Genomic DNA, 25,695 nt, shown 5'->3' on the forward strand with positions numbered 1-25,695 from the left:
CTTTGATTTTGCTTTTCGCTTCTTCAATTTTGAAATTTCAAAGCTCTTTTTTTAGCTAACAAAAACTAAATGACACAGTTTATTTGACAGAACCTTTTTCACGAATAATAAACATTTTATCCAACACAATTTTTAAAATTTTTATTCAACCTCTTTTTATTCACAATTTTTAATTCTAAATTGTTTCACGTGAAACATTATTTTGATTCAAATCAAGAAGAACTTCTTTTGAAATTTCTTGCCAAACAAGAAGTTTCTTTATCCGACAATCAGTTGGAAAAGCTTTTTGATTATGTCCAATTAGTCATTCAAGGAAATGAAAAAGTAAATTTAATTTCTCGAAATGACATTCCTAAATTTTTATCGCGCCATATCGCAGATTCTTTAATGCCTTATATTGTTCTTTCTAAAAAAAACTTTTTAAAACCTAATATGATTTGGGCTGATATGGGCGCAGGCGGCGGATGTCCTGTATTTCCTTTAGCAATTGCTTGTCCAGAAATTCAATTTTATGCTTCTGAGCCGCGACACAAGAGAGTTCTCTTTTTAGAAAAAACAAAAAATTCTCTGCATTTAGAGAATCTTCAAATCGTTGGAAAAAGATTTGAAACTTCTGAAATTTCAAATTGCGATGTAATTTCTTGTCGCGCACTTTCACGCTTCGAAGCAGATTATGAACGCGCTCTTCCTGCTCTTAAAAAAGATGGAATTTTTGTGACTTTTAAAAGCAAAGAAATTGCGCAAGAATTGAAGAACATTCCGAATGTTCATTTGATTGATTATCGTCTTCCATTAGAAAACTTAGAATACTCATTAGTGATTAAAGGAATCTATGGGTAAAATTATTGCAATCTGTAATCAAAAAGGCGGCGTGGGAAAAACCACAACAGCTATCAATTTAGCTGCAAATTTTGCCGCACTAGAAAAGAAAACTCTTTTGATTGACATGGATCCTCAGGGAAATGCTTCCCAAGGTTTAGGTTATCTCGAAAGTCAAGAAGAAGATATTCACGAAGCTTTGGAACTTGCAGAAAGTCCTGATGCAATCACAAAAGAATCTCTGCAAAAGTTCATTTTAAAAACGGATTTAGACTATTTAAAAGTCATTACTTCGGGTCCGGATCTTTCGGTAATGGAACTCGAATTAGTCAATGCGATGAGCCGCGAACATCGTCTGCGCCGCATTACTTCTGTTTTAAAAGAAGAATTCGAATACATTATTATCGATGCTCCTCCTAGTTTAAACCTTTTAACTCTGAATGTTTTAACCGCAGCCGATAGCGTTTTAATTCCTGTTCAATGTGAATATTACGCTTTACAAGGACTTGCTGAACTTTTCAACACCATTCGATTGGTGCAGAAAAATTTAAATAGTCAGCTGAATATCGAAGGCGCTCTTCTCACTATGTATGACGCAAGATTAAGTCTTTCGCGTCAAGTGGCAGAAGAAGTTCGCAATGTCATTTCAGAAAGCGTTTTCAAAATTATGATTCCGCGAAATGTGACTCTCAGCGAAGCGCCTTCTCACGGAAAACCGGTTATTCTTTATAATGTAAAGAGTCCAGGTTCACAAGCATACATGAAACTCGCAGAAGAAATTATCAACAAGGCTAAATAATATGGGAAAGAAATCTTTTGCGCTCGGAATGGGTCTGAGCGCCATTATGAATAACCACACCAATAATCTGGACGAAACCATTCAGAAAGATGAAAATGGGCAAACAGTCAAAATTGAAAAAATCAATTTGGATTTAATTGACCCTAACCCATATCAGCCGCGGACTGAATTTAATGAAGATGAATTAGTTGAATTAGCCGAAACAATTGAACAACAAGGTTTGATTCAGCCGATTACAGTTCGTAAATTCAATGGACGTTATCAGATTGTCAGCGGGGAACGTCGCACTCGAGCCGCAAAACTTGCTGGATGGACAACAATCGATGCTTATGTCCACGAATTGCTTTCCGACAAAAAAATGGCGGAATGGTCGCTGATTGAAAATATTCAGCGCGTAGACTTAAATGCAATTGAAGTAGCAAAATCCTACGAGAAACTTTTAGAAAATTACGGCTACACTCATGATGATTTAGCAAAAAGCGTGGGAAAATCGCGTTCTGCAATCACAAATTCCTTGCGACTTTTAAAACTTCCGGAACAAGTTCAAGCTTGGATTTGCGAAGGGAAACTTTCTCAAAGTGCTGCACGCACTCTTTTAAGTCCGGAAATTTCGGATCCCGAAGCAGTCGCCCGCGACATTATTGAAAAAGGAATGAATGTCCGCGATATTGAAAAGCTCACCAAAGAAAATAAAAATTCAGAACCAAAACCGCAGCCGCAACAAAAAGAAGCGCAACCATTAGATCCAAACATTTCTGCATTTCTGCAAAAAATGGAAGAGTTTTTCGGCACAAAAATCAAATTGCAACAATCTGCGGACAATGCTTCAAAAGGTCGATTAATTATTGATTATTATTCCTTTGAAGATTTAACACGCATCCAGGAAAAAATGGAAGGATTGAATTGAAAAATCGCTATCACATTATTCAAATTATTCCATCGGATTCCGGAAAAACTTTATCTTTTAAAGTGAATTCCATCCTTTGGAAGTTATTTGCGATTCTTTTAATCGTTATTTTTGTACTTGGCGGATTTTTCATCTATAAATTATCCACAATCAATGCAATTATCGTGAGTTCGCGGCAAGTTCAAGCGCAAAATGAACTTTTACAGCAAAAACAAAGCGAATATGAACTCTTTTTTTCGGAATTAGATTCTATTTCTACGATGGAAAAGCAAATTAAGAACATTCTCGGTGCATTTTATGAAAATGATTCTTTAAAACTTTCTTCTGTCATCGATAAAAACCGCTTTGATTTTCAACCTTCTTCGAAAAATCGCTTTACTGCAGAGTTAAAAGGCTATTCTACCGATGGAAAAACTCAAAATTGGGCAAAAGTTCCCAGTATCATTCCTACAATCGGCATTATCAGCAAGAATTTTTCTTTAGAAGAGAATCATCCGGGAATAGATATTTCCGCAAAATTAAATGAACCTGTTTTTGCTACCGCCGAAGGAAAAGTCATCTCCGTTCTTAAAAACAAAGATCGCGGATTACATATTATCATTGATCACGGCAACGAATATACCACCAGTTATTCCCATTTAGAGCAAACTTATGTGAATAAAGGAAAATTGGTGAAAAAAGGTGAAGCAATCGGAACAGTCGGTTCTAGCGGAAAAACGACAGGCCCGCATATTCACTATGAAATTTTGAAAAACAACGAACCCATCGATCCAGAACTTTTTATTGAGGAATAAAACATGGCAAAAGAAAACGATAGCCAATTTACACAAATTAGCCCGTCGATGAATATCACCGGAGATTTATCGGGCTCTAGCGATATTCGTATCGCTGGCAAAATCAAAGGAAACATCGAAACTACCGGCGATGTAGTAATCGAAAATTCTGGCTTTGTCGAAGGCGTTATCAAATCGAAAAATGCAACGATTGCAGGAAAAATCAATGGAGACATTGAATGTTCCGAAAAGTTGGTTTTAGAATCCAAATCGCTTTTCATCGGTAATATCAAAACAAAGCTTCTCGTTATTGAATGCGGAGCAAAACTCAGCGGAAATTGCCAAGTTTCTACGGAAAAAGAAGCAGAACCTGTTAAAAAGTAATTTCGCTTTTTAATTTTTTTGAACAGTCTCTTGATGAGGGACTGTTTTTTATTTCTCTAAAAGAAGATTTATCATCTTTCCACACACTCTTTAAATATTCTTCTTATATATATAAAAGAGATTGATAATGGTAACGTGGATTTGTGAAGAGTTTAATCGATTGCGATTATAAGTGATTGATTTTCATCAAGATATAAAAAGCGTGGATAGTTTTAAAATGATGAAAACTATCTAAGTTATTCACATTATTCAACGTTGAAAGATGTTAAACGAAAAGTTTTCAACATTTTTCCCACGTAAATGCCCAAAACACCGTTGAAAGTTGACTTTTCAACAACTTATTTATCCACATGTGAATAGATTTGTTGAATTGATTCGTATCACATTGAAATTCAATGAGTTAAAGAATTTTATTCTTTCGGGATTAAAGTTTAATTAAATTTAAAAGGATGGATAAGAGAACTTTTAGAATTGGGCAAATCGCAGATGTTCACTTGATCGCGGATAACGATGAAGCGGATCATCTCAAATCGGTGGAAAGTTTTGAAAAAACTCTCGCGGATGCTGATAAATTTGATTTAGATCTTCTCGTTATTAGCGGAGATATGACAGAACATAGTTTTCCGCAGGAATACCAACTTTTTTTTGAAATGATGAAAGCATATTCGGGAAAATGGTGTATGATTGCGGGAAATCATGATAAATCAGCGGATATTGCACGTTATTCGCCTTTTCCTATTGAATTACATCATGGGGAATATTTCTATAAAAAAACGGTAAATGAAGTGGCGCTTTTCTTTTTAGATTCTTCAACGGATTCTGTTTCAAAAAGTCAATTAGAATGGTTAAAAGAAGAAGCAGCGAAAGAAAGTAAAGAAATTTTTATTTTTATGCATCATCCGCCGTGTCTTTGCGGGCATCTGTTTATGGATTCGCGTTATGCATTGAAAAATTGGAATGAAACAAAATCGGTAATGGAAGAAATTCCAAATCTGCGAGCAATTTTTACGGGGCATTATCATTCGGCGATGGAAGTGAATTTGGAGAATGGAAAGAAAGTTTATTTGACGCCGGCGACGCAAATGCAATTAAATCCGGATGTTTCAGAATTTAATATCATTAGTACAGTTCCAGGTTGGCGGTATATTGAATATAAAAATGAAAAAATTTCCACAGAATTGCGTTATCTTTAAAAATTTTCTCTTTAACCCTTGAAATTTTTTTAATAATAATCTAAATTGAGTTCACCTGGCGGTTTAGCTCAGTTGGTAGAGCAACGGAATCATAATCCGTGTGTCTGTGGTTCGACCCCACAAACCGCTATTATTTTCCTTTGGAAGGAGCTTCAGATGAAGAAAATGCTTTTTGCGATCTTGTTCTTGTTGGCTTCTTCCTTTTTTGTATCCTGTGGGAATGATCAGACGGCTGATTTGACTCCGTCGCTTCCTTCGAAGAATGCTCAAGTTGCATCGGCTCCGGTTTCGGTTCCGAAATTTACTCCTCCTGCAAATTCCGCGATAGATGAAAAGAAAGCTCAGCAATATGCCAATGCAAGTGCTGCGTTAATTCTTTTGGGCGAAGAATGGTCTTCGAAAATTGAACAAGCTCAAGGCGAACAAAAAGTGGCGATTTTGCAAAATTACGATGAAGCGCGCGATCAAGTTTGCAGTCGAGTCGGACTTGCAGGAATTGCCGAATATAATTGGATTACCAATGTCGCCGCAAAAGATTCTAGCAATGCAGATAGCTTTGCAAAAGCGGGAATTCGCTTAGATTAATTTCAATTAAAATTTTTTTTGATTTAAAATGAAAAACGCAGTTCAAAATGAACTGCGTTTTTTGGAGTTGATGAATTAGATTTGTTCGAATGCTTGATTCATATCTGCGATTAAATCATCTGCATTTTCAATGCCCACAGAAAGACGAATCAAATCAGGACGAACGCCCGCTTCTAAAAGTTGTTCATCGCTTAACTGACGGTGCGTATGGCTAGCGGGATGCAAAACGCAAGAACGTGCATCGGCAACGTGAGTTACAATAGCGATTAACTTAAGCGAATCCATAAATTTAATGGATTCTTCGCGGCCGCCTTTAATGCCAAATGCCATAACACCGCAAGGAAGTCCTCCGTCAAATTGCTTTTGAGCGAGTGCGTGATACTTATCGTTTTCAAGACCCGCGTAATTGACCCAAGCTACTTTCGGATGATTTTGCAGGAACTTGGCAATCTTCAAAGCATTTTCGCAGTGCTTTTGCATACGAAGTGCTAATGTTTCAAGACCGATGTTTAAAAGGAATGCATTCATCGGAGCTTGAATACTTCCGAAGTCGCGCATCAGCTGAACAGTTGCTTTCACGATGTAGCATTTTTTACCAAATGCTTTACTGTAAGCGAGTCCGTGATAAGACGGATCCGGTTCTGTAATGCCGGGGAATTTTTCTTTGTGTGCTTCCCAGTCAAAGTTTCCGCTATCGATAATGCAGCCGCCGACAGTCATCGCATGACCATCCATATACTTTGTAGTGGAATGCGTTACGATATCTGCGCCAAATTCAAATGGACGGCAGAGAACAGGAGTTGCAAATGTATTGTCGATGATGAAAGGAACGCCGTGCTTGTGAGCGATGTCTGCAAACTTTTTAATGTCGGTGACATGACAAGTCGGATTTGAAATGGTTTCGCCAAAGAATGCTTTTGTATTCGGGCGGAAAGCCTTTTCAATTTCTTCTTCGCTTGCATCCGGATCGATGAAAGTTACATCAATTCCGAGTTTTTTCATGCTTACGCTGAAAAGATTATAAGTACCGCCGTAAATGGCAGAAGAACTCACAAAATGATCGCCGGATTCGCAGATGTTGAAAATTGCGTAGAAATTTGCTGCTTGACCCGAACTGGTAAGCATCGCAGCGACGCCGCCTTCGAGATCTGCAATTTTAGAAGCGACAGCATCATTGGTTGGATTTTGAAGACGTGTGTAAAAATAACCTTCTTCTTTTAAATCAAACAAATCCGCCATTTGAGCACTGGTGTCATATTTAAAAGTCGTGCTTTGATAAATGGGGAGAATTCGAGGTTCGCCTTTTTTTGGCTGCCAGCCGCTTTGAACGCATTTGGTTTGAATGTCTAATTTCATCTATGATATCCTTTGAAATTGATGCTTCAAAAATATAAAAGTTTTTATTAAAAATGTTGTAAACGAGAAAGCTTAAAACGATTCTTCATTGAAAAAATATTTGGTGCTGCGGCCTTTTTCTTTGGATTTTTTGAGAATGTTTTTTTGCTGTAAATTTTTAAAATCGCGAAGAGCGGAATCGTGAGAAATCGCAGAAATTTTTGCCCATTCTGACGAAGAAATTTTTGCATGTGGATTTTCTTGTAGATATTTTATAAGAAGTTGTTCGCGTTCCGAAAGCGCAATTCCGCTGAGAGAAAATTCGGACTTTTTTGCGGAAAATTTTTGCGCCCAATTCGCTTGAGCATTTTCTAAAGCGAGATGCAATTTGGAAAGGAAATAAAAAATCCAATCGGTGATGTCGCCGTTCGAAGTTTGCGCTTGAAAAAGAGATTGAAAATAAGAATTTTTGTCTTCAAAAAACAGAGAATGAAATGAATAACTGTGCTTTTCGGAATGTTCACTTTGCGAAAGCAGCAAATCCGAAAGAAGGCGAGCCATGCAGCCGTTGCCTTTTGAAAAAGGACGAATTGTTACAAACCAAAAATGAACAATTGCCGCTTTTAAAACGGGATCCATTTCGGATAAATTGAAAAAACGAATCAATTTTTCCATTTCTTTTGGAATTCGATCCGCTGAAACGCCTCGAAATCCACAAAGATAATCCAAATTTTGCGATTTAGAAGAATTTTTGTAACGTCCGCCATTAAAAATTAGCGAAGAATGAAATGAAAAAAGGCGTTTTTCGGTTAGTTCGTTTGAAAAATTGCGTTCTGCGGAGAAAAAAAGTTTTGGAATTTCTGAATATTCATCAATTTTACATAAATTTGATAAATTTTCTTCTTGAATTCCTTGAAAATTTTCATTGGAAAGCGCAAATGCGCACTTTCCTTGTAATTTTCCTTGTAAAAATCGAATTTTACAGAGTAAATCGGCGATTTTTAAATAAGAAATGCGAAAATTTGTCCAATCGGGATATTGATGAATGAAAAGCATAATTACCGTGAAAAGAGAAAGTGAAAATTTATTTTTATACGCATATTCTGCGTTGAATATAAAAATTTTTCTTGGAAAAATACTTCATCCATACGAAATTTTTGATTAAAAATTGATTTTAAAAATTCTCCAAATTCATTTTAGAATGAAAATTTTTAAAATTTAAGCGATTTTTACATAATTTACGCAAAAAATGCGTTAATAATACGACTTTTTTGTCTATCATCAATTTTTCTATGGAAAATTCTTTTCACTGAATTTATCTTTGGTGCATTCATTTCAACCCCATTTTGGGAAAAGGATTCATTATGTACTACCCGTCGATTAAAGTCCTCGATTGCACCATTCGCGATGGCGGACTCGTCAACAAGCATGACTTCAGTTTGGAATTTGTGCGTCGTCTTTATCAACTTTTGACGGCGGCGGGCGTGGATTATATGGAAATGGGCTATAAGAATTCTCCGGAATTGTTTGATCCGAAGGAATATGGCCCGTGGAAATTCTGCGAAGATGAAATGCTTTGGAAAGTGCGCGATGGCATTGATAGCGAAATGAAGATGGCGGTGATGGCCGATGTTGGCCGCGTCAATATGAACGCAATTAAGCCGGCTTCGGAATCTCCGTATCAGATGGTTCGCGTGGCAAGTTATGTGAAGAATATCGACAAAGGCATTAGCCTCGTCAATACATTCCACGATTTAGGATTTGAAACGACGCTGAATATTATGGCGGTGAGCCGCGATCGCGGTCCGGAATTGGATGAAGCGTTGGATCAAGTGGAACACGAATGCAAAAACGATGTGCTCTACTTGGTGGATTCTTTTGGTCATTTCTATCAAGAAGATATTGATCAGAGCATGGTGCGTTATCGCGAGCATGTGAAGTCGAAAAAATTCGGTTTCCACGGTCATAATAATCAGCAGCTTGCTTTCTCCAATACGATTCAAGCAATTATCAATCATGTGGATTATTTGGATTGCACGGTGACTGGAATGGGCCGCGGTGCTGGAAACTGCACGACAGAACTTTTGCTCAGTTTCCTGAAAAATCCGAAATATGATTTGCGTCCGGTTTTGGATGCGATTACAGAACTCTTTACTCCGCTTCGTCGCAAGTACGAATGGGGTTACATTATTCCGCAGATGATTACGGGTTCTTTGAATTTGCATCCGTCGTCGGCAATTGAATTCCGCAAAGGACCGGATAAAGAATTGTATCGCAAATTCTTTGAACAGATGATGAACGAATTGAATGTTTAAGGAAAACATTTGAATGGATTCACGAGAGCGCTCTGACGAGGAGCGCTTTTTTATTTCTACTTTTGCCCGCGATGAATGTCAATGGAAAATCTTATTTCCCAGCGATAGATGGGTTACGGCTTTTAGCTTCTCTCAATATCGTGATGTTACACCTTTCGTCGTCATCGGCGCTCGGTTATATGTCGCATTGGAATTGGATTTTTCCGGTGGTTACGGCGCCGGCATTTGCAGCGGGATTGTTTTTTATTTTAGCGGGATTTTTATTCGGCTCCAAATTTAATGATCCCGATCGGCGAATGCCTGTAATTCCTTTTATGTTTGCGCGGATTGCAAAACTTTATCGTTGCCATTTTGCGATGACGGTTTTAATGTTTGCAGCGCTTTATGTAAAACTCGGCGGCTTTGAAAATATGTTTCATCCGCTGCGTTCTTTTCTCATGCATGCGACGCTAACGTGGACATTTTTACCGCAGTTGGGAATGAAATTAAATGAACCGAGTTGGTCGCTCACCGCATTTTTTGTGTGCTATGCGATTACTCCTTTTTGCGCACGATTCTTTGCAAAAATTGAAAGTCGAAAAATTCTTTGGATTTTCTGCGGGCTTGTTTTTATTCCGGGAATTGCGTGGGGAATTTTCTTTGAATACGCAGGATGTTTAGGAACGCTTCCATTATTAGGCGATTTTTCGGATTACAATTTACGTTATCAATATTTTCACATGTTTCCGTTTGTTCGCATTTTTGAATATCTGTTTGGGATGATTCTTTTTCGACTTTATAAATCGGGCGCGTTTGATTTTTTACAAAAAAATTATGTCGCAGGAATTTTGCAAATCGCATTGCTCGGACTTTTATATGCGAGTTTGTTTACGATGAAATCCGAAAATGTCGCGTGGAATTTTATTTGTCATCATTCGGTTGCCGTTTTGATTTACGGCGGTTTAATTGTAAGCATTACCACATCGAAAGGATGGCTTTCTAAAATTTTCTGCATTCCGATGATTCGGTCGGTGGGACGCGCTTCGTTTTATCCGTATTTGATTCATTTGCCGCTCATTACAATTGCGTGGAGTTTTTGCAATTTAAATCGTCCGCTTGCAACGGTAATTTTCCTTCTCTTTATTTATACGATTAGCACGCTCTATCAAAATTATAAAACGGCTAAGAAAAAGCGTTTAGCGGCAAAATAAAAAAGACATAAATTGTCAAAATAGAAAGCTAAATTCACGACGAAAATGTTGAAAAATAAATAGCTTTTTCGTCTGTGTTTTTCGTCACTTGAAAGTCTGCGGGAGAGGAGCTATTTTACACTTGGACTGAGGATTTTATGATAAACCGCTTTCATTTACTCTTTGCATGTTCCGCGATGGCGATTGTCTTTGCGTGTAGCGAAGGATTATCGTCGGCAGATGAAAATGAAGTGGGAAAAATTTCGAAAAAAGAAAATGCGGTTTATTTCCGAGCGATGGACGCTTATGAAATTGACACCGAAAAATCAACGATTACGCTGAATGTTCCGGTTTGCCGTGCCGAAAAAGATTCGCTAATTTGGGCACCGTCGGGCGAACGGATTGTGGGAATTTACAAGTATCATTCGAAAGAAAAAACGATTCGTTTCGATTTAGCGGGCGAAAGTTTTGATTTGCATTATGACGGAAAAATTTTTCCGATTGGAAATTGGTTAAGTCAAACGGATTCAACGAGTTATGCTTCGGGATTTTCATTGGATAACGAAGGAATTTTTACATCGATGAATGTATTTTCCGATTCTTGTGCGATGAAAAATTTGCGGGCGGTTGAATTTTTGGGCAAAGAAATTTTTGGCGATTCAATTACAGAATTCGGTTGTCGTTCTGCGAAAACTTTCCGCGGAATGAAAATTGTCGTAGAAAATTATCGTCCGTTAGAAATTGCAATGAAAATTTCGCATGGAGATATTTCGTGCGCAGTAAAAGTTTCGCCGCGCTTTGCGATAAATCGGGAAGATTGCGAAGCTGCATTTGCCGAATATCGAGAAAACGGTTCGGTGGGAAAATTTCAATTTGAAGATTTTGCATTTGAAACTACTACCGAAGAAAATTGCATGGAAAATTTGCTGAAATCGCTTTAATTGAGGCTCTTTTTACGCATCCAAAGACTCGCCCGCAGGGCGGGTCTTTTTTGATTTTCTAAATTAGTGGAGTAAATTTTAAAAAGGATTTTCAATGAGCATTCTCGATTCGCTTCTGCACAAGGTTTTTGGTACTCCGCATGAACGTAAAGTGAAATCTTTGCGCCCAGTCATTGCAGAGATTCACGAAGCCCGCAAAAAACTCGAAAGTTTAAACGATGCGGAGTTAGCAGCAAAGTCTGCGGAATTCCGCGAAATGCTGAAGAACGGGAAAACATTAGAAGATATTAAAGTCGAAGCGTTTGCGGTTTGTCAAGAAGCTTGCGACCGTCGCTTGGGAATGTTCAATATCTTTAAGCCAGAATTTGGATTTGATTTTTCGAAGCTCGGCGATGACGCAGAAATTTTGTCTGCGGTAGATGCTGCGAAAGTGGCGATTGCAGAAGGCAAGCCCGAATGGGAAATTTACATGCCCGCAAAGTTCTATGCGAAAATTCGCGAACTTTATCCGGACTCGGTAAAGCCTTTCCGAATGCTTCCGTTTGATGTGCAGTTAATCGGTGGCCTTGTGCTTCACGAAGGTGCAATCGCAGAAATGGCAACGGGTGAAGGTAAAACGTTGGCTGCGGTTTGCCCGGTTTATTTGAATGGACTTTCGGGCAAAGGCGTTCATGTAGTGACGGTAAACGATTACCTCGCTGGACGTGACGCAAAGCAGATGGGTTTTGTTTACAAGTTCCTCGGTTTAACCGTTGGCTTAATCGTTCACGATTTGAATGCGGAACAGCGCCGTGAAAGTTACAATTCGGATGTGACATACGGCACGAACAATGAATTCGGATTTGACTATCTCCGCGATAATATGGCGGTAGATCCGAAAGAAGTGGTGCAGCGTGAACCGAATTTCTGCATTGTCGATGAAGTGGACTCGATTTTAATCGATGAAGCGCGTACACCGCTTATCATTAGCGGTCCCGCAGAAGATGCAACGGATAAATACACGAAGGCGCGTCAGTTGGTTGCGCAACTTGTCCGCGGAAAAGATTACACCGTTGATGAAAAAGATAAAATTGTGCAGCTCACCGAACGCGGAACAAATCACGTGGAACAAATTATGGGTTTCACGAATTTGTATGGCGAACACGCGGAATGGGTGCACTTTATCAGCCAAGCGTTGAAGGCGGAAAATTTATTTATCCGCGACCGCGATTACATTATCCGCGATGGCGAAGTGGTTATCGTCGATGAAAACACGGGTCGTTTGATGGAAGGTCGCCGTTATTCGGATGGCATTCACCAGTCGATTGAAGCGAAGGAAGGTGTGCAGATTCGCCGCGAAAATCAGACCCTTGCGACGATTACATTCCAGAATTATTTCCGCATGTATAAGAAGCTTTCCGGTATGACAGGTACCGCAGAAACGGAAGCGACGGAATTCATAAAAATTTATAACATGAACACGTGGGTAATTCCCACAAACAAACCCTGCATTCGCAAAGATATGCAGGACATGGTTTACAAAACCGAAGACGCAAAATGGAAAGCCATCGTCGCAGAAATTAAAAAGCGTCACGAAAAAGGTCAGCCGATTCTTGTGGGTACCGCTTCGGTGGAACGTTCCGAAAAAATGCATCAGTTGCTTTTGAAAGAAGGCATTCCGCATGATGTGTTGAACGCAAAGAATCATAGTCGCGAAGCAGAAATTATTCAGTTCGCAGGATACAAGGGCAAAGTTACCGTAGCGACGAATATGGCCGGCCGCGGAACGGACATTGTGCTTGGTCCGGGAGTAAAAGAACTCGGCGGTTTGCATGTGCTCGGAACAGAACGTCACGAAAGCCGTCGCATTGATAACCAGTTGCGCGGACGTGCTGGGCGTCAAGGTGATCCGGGTTCATCGCAATACTTCCTTTCTCTCGATGACGATTTAATGCGCATCTTCGGCGGAAGCAATGTGAAGCAGTTAATGAATCGCTTTGGCGTTGGCGATGACGAAGTGATTACGCATCCGATTGTTTCGCGCTCCATTCGCGGAGCCCAGAAACGCGTGGAAAGTCAAAGCTTTGATACGCGTAAATATTTGCTGGACTACGATAATGTGATGAACGAACAACGTAAAGTGATTTACGGAATTCGCCGTCGCATTTTGAATGGTGAAGATGTGCGCAAAGATATTTGGGACAATGTTCAAGATGCTTGCGACATTAAAGTTTCTCAATTCATTTTCAAAGATCGTTTTGCCGATGAATGGAATTGGGACGGTCTTACGACTGCTGTAAAATTGAGCTTTGCGATTGAATACAATCCGAGCGCAGATGAACGTAGCACAAAATCCGCGGAACAAGTTTTGGACGAAGTCATCGCACTTTGCAAAACAAAGTATGACAAACTCGTCGAAATTATTCCGGATGCAGATTTCCGCAACATTGAACGTCGCATTTTCCTTTACACAATTGACCAACATTGGAAGGAAAATTTGTATGCGATGGATCAGTTGAAAGATGCGATTCGTTATCAAGGTTATGCGCAGAAAGATCCTTTGGTGATGTATAAAAATCAAGCTTTCGTCACCTTCCAAAAATGCCTTGAAAGCATTGCATCGGTTACAGCGCAGCGCATTTTGAATATTCGCATTCAACTGCCGAATGGCATTTCCGTTTCGCCGGAACAGTTGCAAAAAGCTCCGCGCCCGCAGCCAATTCCTGCAAATGCTGAAAAGCCCGCAGACGCTGCAGAAACAACTGCAAAAGAAACTGCTGCAGAACAAACCGAAAATGCAGAAGCGCCTAAAGCAGTAGATCCTGTTCCGCAAGCGCCGACATCGAGTGCGATTCCGAGTTCAGCGTTACCGGGAACTCGCCCGCAGGGAATGCGTCGGACTCTTCCGGGCGCTCGCACTGTGAAAAACGATCATCCAAAACTTGGACGCAATGATCTTTGTTGGTGCGGCTCGGGCCTCAAGTATAAAAAGTGCCACGGCAAAGACGAAGTGTAATTTTCAAAAGCGAAAGTGTTGAAAAACATTTTCGCTTTTTTTCGCAATGGATTTTAAAATGAATTTTCAGACGGCAAAAAATTTTTTCTGTTTAGAAGGCATTGATGGCTGCGGAAAAAGTACGCAGTTAAAAAAAATTGCTCTTGATTTAGAAAACGCAGGTTACGAAGTTCTTTGCATTCGGGAACCAGGTGGCGTTGAAATCTCAGAAAAAATTCGGCAGCTTTTGTTGGATGTAAAATACAAAGGAATCATGTGCGATAAAACTGAATTGCTTTTGTATAACGCTGCGCGTTCTCAGTTAATCGCTGAAAAAATAGCGCCAGCACTTGCCAAAGGAAAAGTAGTTCTTGCAGATCGCTTTGCGTGGAGCACTCTTGCATATCAAGGTTATGGTCGCGGAATTGACCCGCAGACAATTCTTGAACTTTCGCAAATTGCGTGTGGCGAATACACTCCCGAACTCACTATCGTATTAGATTTATCGGTTGAAGAAAGTCGTCGTCGGCAAGCGGGCGAAGGCCGCACTCCCGATAGACTTGAAAGCGAAGCCGCAGATTTTTTTGAAAGAGTTCGAAACGGTTATCAGCAAATGGCAAAAAATTTCCCAGCCTGCGTTTCTCTTATTTATGCAGAAGATTCTGTTGAAAATGTTTACACACAAATTAAGCAACGTATTTTTGAAAAATTAAAAAGGTAAAATTCTGCTGTTAGAAAAATTCAGATAATTTACTCAATCCCATTTTCGGGCTTTAAGTTAATATCGACTCTCACCGTAAAAGAATCTCTTCCGACGACGGTATTCATCCCAAAGGAATCAAATAAATAAATATGAGACTTGGATAAACTATCTAAGCCTACGATAGTGGGTGTTGTTGCAGTGTCTGCATTTACTCTAAATTCAGAATCGTTTAGAGTTGCTATAAAATAAGCCTGTTTCGAAGGAAATGTGATTTGAATGGAATCGCCAATTTGTTTGTAAAATGTTTTATAAGGAGTTAAATCAATATCAAATTTTTTTACGACAGAATTTGCATCTTTTAATTCAAAATGGACAAAATTATTCGAGTCTAGAGGTAGAGTTATTTTACTATCGTAATTGACGGTTTGATGATTGCTTTTGTATATATACCTTGGAAGAGAATAGCATTTTGTTGAAGCCTGTTTACTTGTTATAACTTCATATCCTTGTGAGGTTAATGTAGATTTTGTGTTATCATTTTTTTGAATTTGTAACCCTTCTTTAAATTGAACTATAGCGGCATTTTTGTAGAGTTCATTCTCTAGGTATAATCTTATAAAGTAAATCATACTTGCATAATGAATTTTTCTCGTTAGCTTTACATCTCTAGAATCACAATCGTCATGAGATTTGCATGCTGCATAACAATCACGAGAGCTACATTCTGGGCAACTATCATCTAATCCCATATCAATACCACAAGACAATAAAAATAGACAAGTTAAAATAAAAATTAGCTTATTCATAATTCATCTCAAAAGTAAAAGTGGTAATGCGGGTAAATAATTTACTGCTGTATTTTCTTGAAATACGCTTCCATCTTGTGATGTGTATTGATAAAAATTTTTAGCTGTTGTTGCAGAATGGATTTCTTTGGTGTTGCCATTTTTGGTAATGGTTAATGAACCATCGAGAACTCCTAAAATATCATAAGCATCATTGTTTCTTGAAATCATTGTGATGCCAGTTGAAGAAAAATCTCCAGAACAGTCATTATAAGGTAAAATATCGCAAATTTTAAAGGGGGTATTTCTTGGCGGAATAATTAAGTATTTGTCTTTATTTGGTGTAGCGAAACATTGAAAATTTTGTAGACAAATATCTGTTTTAGAAAATAACTCTTGAGTTAATGGGTATTCCATTATATACATAACTGAAGTTTTATTTTGAACTGACGTCCATAAATTAGTTAAATATTTTTTTTCATTATTAATTAAATCATAATCATTTCTTTGAATGTGTTGCTTTATTGAGATGATTTGATAGTTTGTGATAGTAGTATCAAGTAGATCTATTGGTTCTTTATTTGAGGTATATAGTTTTAAGTGAGTCGAATCTAAATGAGCATTTATGTTTGCAAGCCAAACCATTCCCTTTTCTGTTGGTCTATCAATTACCCAAAAACTTTCTCCAAAATAGAGAATGGTTCTGTAATTTGTGATAAATTCATTTTTTATAAAATCTTGAATAATATTTGTGCGAGCTGTGTAGCCTATAATATTTTTTTGCGGATTGTTTATATGTTTGTCTAAAACTTTTGCTTCATAGCCGCCATCTACAGTAAAATCATAGTTTTTGTCTTTTATTTTAAGGACTATATTAAAAATAGCCATATTTGCTGACCAAAAAAATCCGGGAGTTGAACCCATCATTTTTTCAGTTCGTTTTCGTAATTCATCAATTGAAATTGTATAATTATCGGGTTGCCCTCCACCGATTAAACAATCTTTTTTAGAGGTTGATGATTCACAATTTTTTCCATAAGTAAGCACATTGTGATTGTTGTATCGATGAAAATTTTCATCTGAACGATTATAAAATTCAGAATAACCTCGGTCTTGAATAATAAATCCTTTTTTTGAACTGGATAAAGTAATGGATAAATTATCTTGTTGGTCATGAGATTGCCCATTTTCTAATAAATCGCCATTTTCTGCGATCATTGATAAAGCAACAGTATCGTTACCTGCGATTGCAGTAATTAGTCCAATTCCATCTTTAAAATCTCCCCATAATAGATTGCTCTCTGTAGGTATTGTAAGTGAGTCTAAATTGTAATTCGGAAATCCTAAAAACATGATTGGAGATAATTTGTATGGATCAACAGGATGTTTATTTGCCCATTTATAATAGATTGGATTTTCTTTTAATTTTCCCCAAATGCGATAATCTGGATTATAAGTGCAGCCATCATCAATTTCAACAGGAATATATCCTGCATTTTTTACGGGTCTTGAAAAATGGTACATATAATCGGGAGATGCTAAAAATTTTTCATTGATAAAAATAGACTGCCCTTGAGTTGCATAAGCTTCTTTTAGAGCTGCTAATAAGTAAGGAAAATCTTCCCAAATGTATTCAGAATAACCAGCTCCTTCTGAATAAGCACCATTTGAACTATAATGAATATTTAAGGCATCGTTAATCGCCTTTAAATTATTATCTGTTCCAAAGTGAATGTATTCATATAACGCTAAACTTCCATAGGATTTGATGGCAATATTGTTAAATGCTAAAAATGGTGCTGCAAGTTCAAGCCAAGCTAAAACACCATCGTAAACTTTTTTATAAGCCATTAACGAAAAGGCTCTAAAATTATTTTTATCAAGCCAAGCGAGTAAAGAAATGCGAACCATCGCTTCTGAAATAGCAATTAGTTTTTCTTGATGGTTATTGAAAATGTTATAACCTTTTTTAGAAATAAAATCCTTAGCAAAAAATCCACAATCAATAGTGGATGAAAGTTGATTAGACCATTTGTAATCGTAGGCTTCATAAAATTTGGTACAATTTGCAGTATAAGATTTGTCTATAGAATTTCCAAAATCTTTCCATTTTTTTATGTAATTTCCTGTTAAATTGAATGTTTCGTAGCAAGCGTTAATTCCATCTACAATCCAAGCAGCATCTTCTATCATTGAACTACTTGTTAAAAAATAATCCTCATAATTTAATGTATCAATTTGATTGTTTTTATGATTGCTAACAATAATTTTCCCAAGACCTGAGGTTGAATCTAATTCAAAATCGAATCGATTTTTTTTGTCAGAATTCAATTTTGATAAAATTTCATCTGTTAATAAAAGGTTTAAGTTATCCCTTGTTGTTGCCCATTTTTTAGCTTCATTATCGTCATCATTTAAAGGTTTCAATTGAATAGTATCGCTAGCGTGTAAATAATTTTCAAAAAATTTCCAATTATAACTTGATGTATCAATTTGAATATTATTTTGCGATAAATTCCAACTAGTTATAGATTTGTCATTTGAAGAAAAAGTTTTTGAAAGTTGATCTTTTATGCCAACAAAATCAAAACAAAGTATTTTTTTGTATAATTTATAAATCCATTGTGCTGGTTGGTAAATTCCGTTGACAACAGAACAACATATCGTTGCAACAGTTGATGAATAACCATCAACAATATCTCTTACATTTTTAGAAAATTTTGCCGTTACTCCTAATGCAGGTACATCAACATAAACAGCAGCTTTTACAACATTTTTTACAAGTCTAAACAAGCTAAATGAATTTGTTCTAAAATAAACAAAGTCATCTACAATGCTATCTGCTTTTATACTTTCCCAACGATTTTCAGATTTTATAAAGTGTTCCACATAAATGCTATCATTTGTAGAATAGGAAAAATCTAAAGGGAGCGCAACATCCACAGTATCGCCATTTTTTAATTTCTCATCAATATCGTAAATGTCTCCCAGAATACATAACTCTTCATAATTTTCAGGGCCATTCGGATTAAATTCTAATTTGTTGTAAGTCGGAATTTTTCCGTCTACAAATTTTTTGAAACAAAAGGAGTTTCGTCAAATTCATAAATCGCTTCAACAAAATCTTTATCAAGTAATTTTTCGGTTTTCTTAATTTCAATCCATTCAGGAGTTTCTTTTTTTGCCCACCATTTTAATTTTATTTTTCGATGGTCATTCATGACAATTTCAAAAGTCGGCGCAATGTTAATTTGATGAGATAATTTGACGATTGTATTCCAACCGCTTAAAGGAACTCTTTTGTTTCCGGCATAAAAATAACCATTCAGTTGTTTTTTATCCGTGGGCTCAATTTGTACATAAATCGTGGTGTATTCAAATTTTGGAAGTTCTGTTATTTTGAAGTTTGAAGAAATTCCTTTAAATTCAGTTGTTGAATTTAGTTCTCCTAAATCAATATCATTTTTAATTTGTTCAAAATAAATGGAATCAAATTTTTCAATCAATTGTTTTTTTATCTAATCTGTTTTTGAATTTGTTTCTTGACAAGTTGACGTTGCAATTTCAGAATCAACCCACCATTGAATGGGTAAATTTTGTGATGGACCCTCGTATTGAATCAAAAGGGAATCGGATTTTTTTAAAATTGATTTCGTGATAATAAGAACGCAGATTATATCTACAGTCATTAACAGTTAAATTTCCTGAAAGTGGAACTGATGGAATCGAATTGATTCCTAAAATAATTCGCGAATAAAACCAACCAGTAGGAAAATTTTTTAATGCGATTTCGTCGCCGTTTTGAAGAGAGATGACTGTTTTTTCATTATAGGAAATGGAATGTATTTTCGCAAAAGAAATTTGTGTTATGCAAAGTAAAACAATAGCGAAAATAATTCGAGTCATAAAATTTTAGGGAACGATAGAAAGTGATTTTATCGGACAAGATACAAAAGTTGGTTTCCCATTTGCATCATTTAAAATAGCGCAATTCGTATCATTAAGAGTGTTTGTTGCCGAAGAATAATTCACAAAAATAATGCTAAAAAAACTTTTAGTTGCGTATCCAGTTTGCGCCAAAGCTTGCGTTTGATTGTAGCTTAAATTAGAAGATGGAAGAATGTGAAATCGCAAAGAATATTTTTTATTGTTAATTGTGACCGTGTCGCTAGAAGCAATAAAAAAGGTGCCACCTTCTTGAATGGATAATGAAAATTTTGATAAAGATGTTATACAAGTTGATTTTGGAATGCCAGGATTTCCCGAATAATTATTGTCGTTACAAATAATTTGAGCATTGATGGGAAGTAGATTAAGTAGTAAAATAAATCCAATCTTCTTAAAAATTTCATACAAAACTCCATTTTCTTTTTTGAAATATAATATCTTTTTATTGTGATGCTCAAAGTAAAAAAAATATTGTTCATTTTGTTGAGTGCAATTCTTTTTGTACTTGTGGGATGTATTTCCAGTAGCGATGATGACTATAAGTATAAAGATGCAAACACTTGTTATTATAGGAGAGTCATTCATTATAAAGCGATGATAATAAATCTTTATTTAGAAAAAGTATATAAAACAAAGAATTTAATCGATAAAGATGCAATAGTGAATGTACAATTATCATTAGGAGAAGGCTTAGAAAAACAGGATATTGATAAAAATGTGTGCTCTAATACAAATTACAAGTATATAGTAGCTCTAGAGAATAATTCTAAACAAAATGGATATGCTGGGCCAAAGTATAAATTAAAGTTAGATACACTAGGTCATGTCAAATTTTCATTGTTTGACGCGAATGATGTTGAAAAGAAATATGATTTTGATGTAGATCAACTTCTAAATTTTAGCCATATAAAGGATACCATATTTATTGGAAATAGGGATAGTTCTATTGTCAATTATGAAAGTTGTGATTTTTCGGATAGCATTTATAATGAAAAATATCGAATTTATAATGCACAACAAATTCCTAAATGTTTTGATAAATCGCAAAAACTAGATAAACCATTAACATTTTATAATGATTCCACATTGGGCAAAACTATTTCGATGAATTATAGTTTTGAGTATGATAATGGTCTCGGCTTGGATCTAATCAAGGTAAATTCATCAGTCGTCATCAAAGGCGATGATGAATGGCATAAAATGGTGAATTACGAATTTGAAAATTGGTATTTTCCAAATTCTTCTAGGCAATAAATCATTTTGCAGATTTTTTAAATTTTGCAAAATGATTTTTTGAAAAATTTTGATTTAGATATTATATCTTACATATAAATTAACTGCATGCATGGTGCGTGACATTGGGGGAACGCGCTCGTATGCAGCGATTTTTACATAAGAGTTTAAGCGGAGACCTAAACCAAAATCAGCGGGCAAGTAGGCTTCGATGCCGGCATTGTTAAAGATGACGAAGTCGTAGCCGTTCGTGCCGTAGTGCGGTTCGGTATTGGGGATGGTGCGGAAAAGATAGGCCGCGATGTAGTTGTAAAATTTTCCCCAATTTTTAAGTTCTAATTCAATGGTCGATTTGTAGCTTAAGCCCAAGCTGTATTGGTATTTGCGGGTAACTTGATAATTGGTATCCGCTGCGGCTAACACATCGTCATAGTTAAAGTCCGAAGAGCCGAGAATGATATAAGATGGCATGTGAATCATTCGGAATCGAAGACTTTCGGAAAGGTCAATATTTACGTCGGCGCCGAGACCGATTGCGAGAGCAGACATTTCAACTAAGTCTCCGTAGAATGTATCGAAGTGCAAGTATGTAGCAAAGTCCATCCAATTTTCGCCGGCGTGGAAGTGCAAATTTTTAAGCTTGCCCACGGAATTCATCCGCATCATCATACCGTCTTCGCTTTGATCTTGACTAAAGTCAAAGGTGAAATATTCAAACGGTTCTTTGATTTTTCGATTGGGACTTCCGTAAACGAGATTTAATCCATAAGTCATCGATCCTGCATCCCAATCATCGCTGTCTTGTAATTTTCCGTCTTCACCATCGTAGCGATATTCACTTCCGAAGCGTTTGCCGAGACCGGCAAAGATGGACCATTTCATCGGTGCGTAGCCCGGATTTGTGGGACTTGGACCGTGCCATTTTTCTTGGACGTAAGCCATCGGACTTGCGATGAATGCAAAAATATTGTCAAGGATTCCGGCGTTAGGTTTTGCTAAGGCTCGCGTAGAAATACGATAAAGCATTTCGCCGTAAATTGTTCCGCCGACGCTTGTCGCAATGAGATCGTTTGGGGCGGGATATTCTGTTTCGCAGAACATTTCCCAGAAATATGATCCGGTTAAAGCGAAGAAATAGCTTTCGTAAAAGTCATAACCCGAAGCACGAGCCGTCGCATAATACATGTTGCCTTGATACGGGTGACCGAAGAAGTTAATCGCAAAATGGTTATCGTCCCAACGCCAACCTTCGCGGTAATTGCGCTTCCAATAAGAAGGGCCGACTTTCGCATAATCTTTTTGCAAAACGTAGCGGTCCCAAACCCAAACGAGACCGTCTTGTGCGAGAACGCCGATAAAGGGAACGATGACAGGAAGGCGTTTGCCGGTGGGAGTTCGCGGTGTATATTCGGGAATCGAATCCGAATTGCCTGCGGGCTGTTTTGACTCAACCGAAGAGGTATCGGTTGCTGCTGTCTGCGGGGTTTCGTCCGCAAAAGCAAGCGCGGAAAGGAAAGCCAGAGAAAGAAAAAACAGTTTTATTTTCATGCTAGCACAAAAATGGCTTTTTTTATAAGTTTTTTGTAGGGAGGAAAAGATAAAATGGGTCGTTTTCCGATGAAATGATCAAATGGTTGGGGTTTTGACGATGATTTTCTATATTTACGGCAATGCAATTATGCTTAGAACCAGATCAGCTGAATTTAATTCAGCGAATTTTAAATGCCCATTTCGCAGGGCTTGAAGTGGACGCTTATGGTCCGCGGGTAACTGGTGTTGATTTAACGCCAGAGTCTGCGTTGAATATCGTAGTCGTTACTTCGCAGCCTGTTTCCTTCGAAGAAATGGTGAGCGTTGAAAATGCATTCGCCGAAAGCGGACTTCCTTTTCGCGTCGATATTATCGATTGGTCAAAGCTCACAGAAGGCATGCAAAAAGACATTAAAAAAGAACACATCGTAATCCAAGAAGCCGTTGCGGATGCTTCTTGATTTTTGGAAATTTATGCTCAAAAAAATTTTTTCATCCACAATTCCGGCGCTGCTTTTGGCGTCCGCAGTTGTTTCTGCTGCTCCGACAGAATCGGCGGATTGCTCGTCTCTTGAATCTTTAAAACCTCTCGCAGAAAAGAAGTTGAAAACCGAAGAAGGTTATCAGGCAGCGTTACAGCTCGCAGCTTGCTACGCAGCATCGGGCGATACCGCAAATTTGGATCGTTTGTCTTCTCGGTTCCTCGAATTTTATGCGGGAAATCCGAAACGTTCGCGGATGGAAGTCATCGCCGCAGAACGGATGCTTGCGAATGATTCGTCGGTGACAAAAGCCATCGATATGCTTTTGAATGTGCTTTCGTATAGCCAGAATAATACGATTAAAGAAGATGCGAGCAATTTAGCGGTGCGAATTATTGCAAAAGATGCGCGCTTAACGATTGGACAACTCACGACGATTGCAGATAAAGCGCTCGTGAATCGCAAAGTTTCGAATGCGACTTGGTTGCGCTTAGGCAGCGAACTTGCGAAAAAGCAAAATTACAAAGCGGCGCGTTACTGGTATAAAAAAGTGGTAACGGCAAATGAAAGCGCAGAATGGGTAGAAAAAGCAAATCGATCAATCGATGATTTAGAAGGGAAAGCTTCGATTCCGACCGTTTTGATTTTGGCGCCGACTTCGGGCGATTTTGCGGAATTTGGTAAAGAAGCGGTGAACGGCGTTCGCTTGGCATTTGAAAAATCGGATTTGAAAAATAAAGTGAATTTACGCGTTGCCGATACGCGTGCCGATGCCGTGGAAGCGCTTCGCAAAACGCGTCAAGCGGTTGCGCAAGATAGCGTCGTCGCAATAATTGGACCTTTGATGAGTGCGCCGGCAGCAACGGTTGCAGCTTGGCTCAGTTCGATGCATACAAATATTCCGATGATTACGCCGACGGCAACGGATGCGGGCATTTCTCGGATGGGCTCGAATATTTTCCAAGTGAATGTGAGCATGGATAATTTGGCGACAGGCATTGCGAATTATGCGATTAACTGCTTAGGCATTCGCGAATTTGCAGTCCTTTCTCCGGTGGGAGATTTTGGTTCAGCGATGACGCAGAGCTTTACCCGCGCTGTCGAAAGTCGCGGCGGAGTGATTGTTGCGACGCAGGAATTTGAAGAAGGTCGTCCTGATTATACGACGGAATTTCGAAAATTGCGTGCGGTGCGTTTCCCGCAAATTTTGCGCAAGCGGAACATTGCTCGCGGAGCCAAAGATTTAGATGCGATTTCGGCAAAAGATAAAAAGTCTTATTTGCAAGATTCTGTGTTTGCGATTCCCGGCATTTTCATTCCGAGCTCAAGCCCGTCGGATGCAGGACTGATTGCGCGTCAGGTGGCGTATCACAAATTGAACGGCACACTTCTCGGCACTTCGGGCTGGTATGGGCAAGACTTAATCGACGAAGGCAAAAAACTTGTCGAAGGTTCTTACTTTAGCGTCGCTTCGGCGGGAGTTGATTCCAACAAAGTTTACACCGATTTTGCGAATGCGTACAAATCGAAATTTGGCGAAGCGCCGAAAGCAGATAAAGTCAGCGGGCTCAGTTACAGCGCAGCAAACATTGTCTTCTCGCTTCTCGCATCGGGCGAAAAAGAATTGGTGAAGAAAATTTATTCGCAAAAGAATTTCGTCGGCGTTTACGGCGACATTCGCTTTGAACGTGGCGCTAATGCAAATGTTCAAATCATGAGCGTGGATTCGTCGGCTTTTGTGAACAAAACCAAGTGTGCAGAAAAATAATTATTGCAGAGCGCAATAATTGATTGTAAAATCATCCGAGCGGAGTCAGTAAAAATGAAACGCAACAGTTTTGGCTTATTGATTTCGCTCATTCTTTTTTTTGTTGGAATTTCTTCGGCCGAAAACACTTCAATTTTTTCTTTACCCGGAGAATTAAATTCTTTGGCGAAGCAAGCGATGGCGCAAGCGCTTCAAACAAATTATGCGGCTTCGTATGCGACGATTCAAAAAATTGAAAAGAAAAATGCGGGCGCAGCTTGTGTTCTAAGAAACATTGTGCGCTTGAGTGAATTTGACGATTTAGGCGATACTGTCGCATTGATAAAGGCTCACGAAGAACTTTCGCAGTGCAAAGCGGATAGCGCATGGGATGTGCTTCGAGAATTCGAATTGGGTTATGCGATGAGTGCCTTAGGGCATTCGTTTAAGGGTGCATTAGGGACGCGAAGCGCTGCAAAAAAATTTGAAGATTCCAAAGACAAAGATGCGCAGGCGATTTATTCGATTTACGCTTATTATGTCGATGACGGTTTTAGTTTTCTGCCGTTCGTCTCGGACGACCGCGAAACTTATCTGAAAATTTTAGAAGAGCGTTCTGCAAAATCCGAATTTTTCTGGGCACTCTTTGCGACGCCACTCGCGTGGATGTATTACGACCGCGAAGAATATGAAAAAGCGCTTGCGGTGGTGAATCGAGCCCTTGGAAAAGCGCCCGGAAATCCCATATTCATTCAGATGAAAGCGGATATGCTTTACAAATTAAAGCGTTACGCAGAGGCCGCAGAAATTTACGAGAAGAGCTCAAAGGATTATTATAAACGTTCCAAAAAATCGGTGCGGTATTTCTGCGCCGTCGGCAATTTAGCGCGGATTTATTTAGCGGCAGGCGATGACGAAAAAGCAAAAATGAAAGCGGGAAAATTCAACGATCCCGCATACGAAAAAGTGGAAAAATGGATGCCCGCTTCTCTCGTAAAAGATTTGAAAAAGAAAAATCTTCTCTGATTTTAGAAACAAAAATAATTTGCAATTTCAGCGTTTAAAAAAGAAAA

General features: G+C 38.2%; 23 protein-coding genes and 1 tRNA gene. 17 read left to right on the plus strand and 7 right to left on the minus strand.

What is annotated here, in order from left to right:
• The first annotated feature begins 189 nt into the window (after positions 1-189).
• From rsmG to B0H50_RS06770, 8 genes are all read left to right on the plus strand, one after another.
• The gene (gene rsmG, locus B0H50_RS06735) at positions 190-840 is read left to right on the plus strand and encodes a 16S rRNA (guanine(527)-N(7))-methyltransferase RsmG (RefSeq protein ID WP_158256491.1); all 651 of its coding nucleotides are present in this window, start codon (positions 190-192) and stop codon (positions 838-840) included.
• A complete protein-coding gene (locus tag B0H50_RS06740) occupies positions 833-1,618 on the plus strand; it encodes a ParA family protein (protein WP_106198817.1) in 786 nt (261 codons plus the stop codon). The genes rsmG and B0H50_RS06740 overlap by 8 nt, the downstream gene beginning before the upstream one ends.
• A 1-nt stretch (position 1,619) precedes the next feature.
• Positions 1,620-2,525 carry a ParB/RepB/Spo0J family partition protein gene (locus tag B0H50_RS06745; protein WP_106198816.1) on the plus strand — a complete coding sequence of 302 codons (906 nt, stop codon included), beginning with the start codon at positions 1,620-1,622 and terminating at the stop codon, positions 2,523-2,525.
• Positions 2,522-3,319, plus strand: coding sequence for a M23 family metallopeptidase (locus tag B0H50_RS06750; protein ID WP_109587464.1), 798 nt, complete (start codon positions 2,522-2,524; stop codon positions 3,317-3,319). The genes B0H50_RS06745 and B0H50_RS06750 overlap by 4 nt, the downstream gene beginning before the upstream one ends.
• Positions 3,320-3,322: 3 nt before the next feature.
• A complete protein-coding gene (locus B0H50_RS06755; protein ID WP_109587465.1) occupies positions 3,323-3,682 on the plus strand; it encodes a bactofilin family protein in 360 nt (119 codons plus the stop codon).
• Between the two features lie 449 nt (positions 3,683-4,131).
• Complete coding sequence (locus tag B0H50_RS06760) at positions 4,132-4,875, plus strand: metallophosphoesterase family protein (RefSeq protein WP_106198813.1); 744 nt, start codon at positions 4,132-4,134, stop codon at positions 4,873-4,875.
• A 57-nt stretch (positions 4,876-4,932) separates the two neighbouring features.
• Positions 4,933-5,005: transfer RNA gene (locus tag B0H50_RS06765), tRNA-Met, on the plus strand.
• Positions 5,006-5,031: 26 nt separating this feature from the next.
• Positions 5,032-5,460 carry a hypothetical protein gene (locus B0H50_RS06770; RefSeq protein ID WP_106198812.1) on the plus strand — a complete coding sequence of 143 codons (429 nt, stop codon included), beginning with the start codon at positions 5,032-5,034 and terminating at the stop codon, positions 5,458-5,460.
• Positions 5,461-5,535: 75 nt separating this feature from the next.
• Here the strand turns inward: B0H50_RS06770 and B0H50_RS06775 are convergent, their stop codons facing one another.
• Both B0H50_RS06775 and B0H50_RS06780 read right to left on the minus strand, forming a co-directional pair.
• Positions 5,536-6,816, minus strand: a complete 1,281-nt coding sequence (locus B0H50_RS06775) for an O-acetylhomoserine aminocarboxypropyltransferase/cysteine synthase family protein (RefSeq protein WP_106198811.1) — start codon at positions 6,814-6,816, stop codon at positions 5,536-5,538.
• A gap of 72 nt (positions 6,817-6,888) precedes the next feature.
• On the minus strand, positions 6,889-7,851 hold the full coding sequence (locus tag B0H50_RS06780) for a Fic family protein (RefSeq protein ID WP_106198810.1): 963 nt from the start codon (positions 7,849-7,851) through the stop codon (positions 6,889-6,891).
• Positions 7,852-8,159: 308 nt separating this feature from the next.
• On the opposite strand from B0H50_RS06780, the gene B0H50_RS06785 reads away from it, so the two are divergent.
• From B0H50_RS06785 to tmk, 5 genes are all read left to right on the plus strand, one after another.
• Positions 8,160-9,110 (plus strand): aldolase catalytic domain-containing protein, encoded by a 951-nt coding sequence (locus B0H50_RS06785; RefSeq protein WP_106198809.1) that lies wholly within the window; start codon positions 8,160-8,162, stop codon positions 9,108-9,110.
• Positions 9,111-9,181: 71 nt separating this feature from the next.
• Entirely contained in the window at positions 9,182-10,300 is a 1,119-nt protein-coding gene (locus B0H50_RS06790) for an acyltransferase family protein (RefSeq protein WP_106198808.1), read from the plus strand.
• 137 nt (positions 10,301-10,437) lie between these two features.
• Complete coding sequence (locus B0H50_RS06795) at positions 10,438-11,220, plus strand: hypothetical protein (RefSeq protein ID WP_106198807.1); 783 nt, start codon at positions 10,438-10,440, stop codon at positions 11,218-11,220.
• A gap of 94 nt (positions 11,221-11,314) precedes the next feature.
• On the plus strand, positions 11,315-14,215 hold the full coding sequence (gene secA, locus B0H50_RS06800) for a preprotein translocase subunit SecA (protein WP_106198806.1): 2,901 nt from the start codon (positions 11,315-11,317) through the stop codon (positions 14,213-14,215).
• Positions 14,216-14,273: 58 nt separating this feature from the next.
• A complete protein-coding gene (gene tmk, locus B0H50_RS06805) occupies positions 14,274-14,915 on the plus strand; it encodes a dTMP kinase (RefSeq protein WP_106198823.1) in 642 nt (213 codons plus the stop codon).
• 29 nt (positions 14,916-14,944) lie between these two features.
• Here tmk and B0H50_RS06810 read toward each other — a convergent pair whose 3' ends face one another.
• From B0H50_RS06810 to B0H50_RS06825, 4 genes are all read right to left on the minus strand, one after another.
• A complete protein-coding gene (locus tag B0H50_RS06810; protein ID WP_146129189.1) occupies positions 14,945-15,703 on the minus strand; it encodes a hypothetical protein in 759 nt (252 codons plus the stop codon).
• Positions 15,704-15,706: 3 nt separating this feature from the next.
• A complete protein-coding gene (locus B0H50_RS06815; RefSeq protein WP_109587466.1) occupies positions 15,707-18,625 on the minus strand; it encodes a hypothetical protein in 2,919 nt (972 codons plus the stop codon).
• Between the two features lie 122 nt (positions 18,626-18,747).
• A complete protein-coding gene (locus tag B0H50_RS06820) occupies positions 18,748-19,188 on the minus strand; it encodes a hypothetical protein (protein WP_109587467.1) in 441 nt (146 codons plus the stop codon).
• A 406-nt stretch (positions 19,189-19,594) separates the two neighbouring features.
• The gene (locus B0H50_RS06825; RefSeq protein ID WP_106198801.1) at positions 19,595-20,038 is read right to left on the minus strand and encodes a hypothetical protein; all 444 of its coding nucleotides are present in this window, start codon (positions 20,036-20,038) and stop codon (positions 19,595-19,597) included.
• A gap of 39 nt (positions 20,039-20,077) precedes the next feature.
• Here B0H50_RS06825 and B0H50_RS06830 point away from each other — a divergent pair, with 39 nt between their 5' ends.
• A complete protein-coding gene (locus tag B0H50_RS06830) occupies positions 20,078-20,884 on the plus strand; it encodes a hypothetical protein (RefSeq protein WP_146193703.1) in 807 nt (268 codons plus the stop codon).
• A 54-nt stretch (positions 20,885-20,938) separates the two neighbouring features.
• Here B0H50_RS06830 and B0H50_RS06835 read toward each other — a convergent pair whose 3' ends face one another.
• Positions 20,939-22,411, minus strand: coding sequence for a DUF3943 domain-containing protein (locus tag B0H50_RS06835; RefSeq protein WP_106198799.1), 1,473 nt, complete (start codon positions 22,409-22,411; stop codon positions 20,939-20,941).
• Between the two features lie 122 nt (positions 22,412-22,533).
• Here B0H50_RS06835 and B0H50_RS06840 point away from each other — a divergent pair, with 122 nt between their 5' ends.
• The 3 genes from B0H50_RS06840 to B0H50_RS06850 are packed head-to-tail and all read left to right on the plus strand — an operon-like array spanning position 22,534 to position 25,648.
• Entirely contained in the window at positions 22,534-22,854 is a 321-nt protein-coding gene (locus B0H50_RS06840; protein WP_106198798.1) for a nucleotidyltransferase domain-containing protein, read from the plus strand.
• Positions 22,855-22,867: 13 nt separating this feature from the next.
• Positions 22,868-24,643, plus strand: coding sequence for an ABC transporter substrate-binding protein (locus B0H50_RS06845; RefSeq protein WP_158256490.1), 1,776 nt, complete (start codon positions 22,868-22,870; stop codon positions 24,641-24,643).
• A 54-nt stretch (positions 24,644-24,697) separates the two neighbouring features.
• Entirely contained in the window at positions 24,698-25,648 is a 951-nt protein-coding gene (locus B0H50_RS06850; RefSeq protein WP_233244586.1) for a tetratricopeptide repeat protein, read from the plus strand.
• Positions 25,649-25,695 lie beyond the last annotated feature (47 nt).

It is taken from the genome of Hallerella porci (genome assembly GCF_003148885.1).
Lineage (GTDB): Bacteria > Fibrobacterota > Fibrobacteria > Fibrobacterales > Fibrobacteraceae > Hallerella > Hallerella porci.

Bases quoted from the DNA above. Each gene is read 5' to 3' on its own strand.
- B0H50_RS06740 (WP_106198817.1), top strand. From the start codon at position 833: ATGGGTAAAATTATTGCAATCTGTAATCAAAAAGGCGGCGTGGGAAAA.
- B0H50_RS06745 (WP_106198816.1), top strand. From the start codon at position 1,620: ATGGGAAAGAAATCTTTTGCGCTCGGAATGGGTCTGAGCGCCATTATG.
- B0H50_RS06755 (WP_109587465.1), top strand. From the start codon at position 3,323: ATGGCAAAAGAAAACGATAGCCAATTTACACAAATTAGCCCGTCGATG.
- B0H50_RS06760 (WP_106198813.1), top strand. From the start codon at position 4,132: ATGGATAAGAGAACTTTTAGAATTGGGCAAATCGCAGATGTTCACTTG.
- B0H50_RS06770 (WP_106198812.1), top strand. From the start codon at position 5,032: ATGAAGAAAATGCTTTTTGCGATCTTGTTCTTGTTGGCTTCTTCCTTT.
- B0H50_RS06775 (WP_106198811.1), bottom strand. From the start codon at position 6,816: ATGAAATTAGACATTCAAACCAAATGCGTTCAAAGCGGCTGGCAGCCA.
- B0H50_RS06780 (WP_106198810.1), bottom strand. From the start codon at position 7,851: ATGCTTTTCATTCATCAATATCCCGATTGGACAAATTTTCGCATTTCT.
- B0H50_RS06785 (WP_106198809.1), top strand. From the start codon at position 8,160: ATGTACTACCCGTCGATTAAAGTCCTCGATTGCACCATTCGCGATGGC.
- B0H50_RS06790 (WP_106198808.1), top strand. From the start codon at position 9,182: ATGAATGTCAATGGAAAATCTTATTTCCCAGCGATAGATGGGTTACGG.
- B0H50_RS06795 (WP_106198807.1), top strand. From the start codon at position 10,438: ATGATAAACCGCTTTCATTTACTCTTTGCATGTTCCGCGATGGCGATT.
- secA (WP_106198806.1), top strand. From the start codon at position 11,315: ATGAGCATTCTCGATTCGCTTCTGCACAAGGTTTTTGGTACTCCGCAT.
- tmk (WP_106198823.1), top strand. From the start codon at position 14,274: ATGAATTTTCAGACGGCAAAAAATTTTTTCTGTTTAGAAGGCATTGAT.
- B0H50_RS06810 (WP_146129189.1), bottom strand. From the start codon at position 15,703: ATGAATAAGCTAATTTTTATTTTAACTTGTCTATTTTTATTGTCTTGT.
- B0H50_RS06835 (WP_106198799.1), bottom strand. From the start codon at position 22,411: ATGAAAATAAAACTGTTTTTTCTTTCTCTGGCTTTCCTTTCCGCGCTT.
- B0H50_RS06840 (WP_106198798.1), top strand. From the start codon at position 22,534: ATGCAATTATGCTTAGAACCAGATCAGCTGAATTTAATTCAGCGAATT.
- B0H50_RS06845 (WP_158256490.1), top strand. From the start codon at position 22,868: ATGCTCAAAAAAATTTTTTCATCCACAATTCCGGCGCTGCTTTTGGCG.
- B0H50_RS06850 (WP_233244586.1), top strand. From the start codon at position 24,698: ATGAAACGCAACAGTTTTGGCTTATTGATTTCGCTCATTCTTTTTTTT.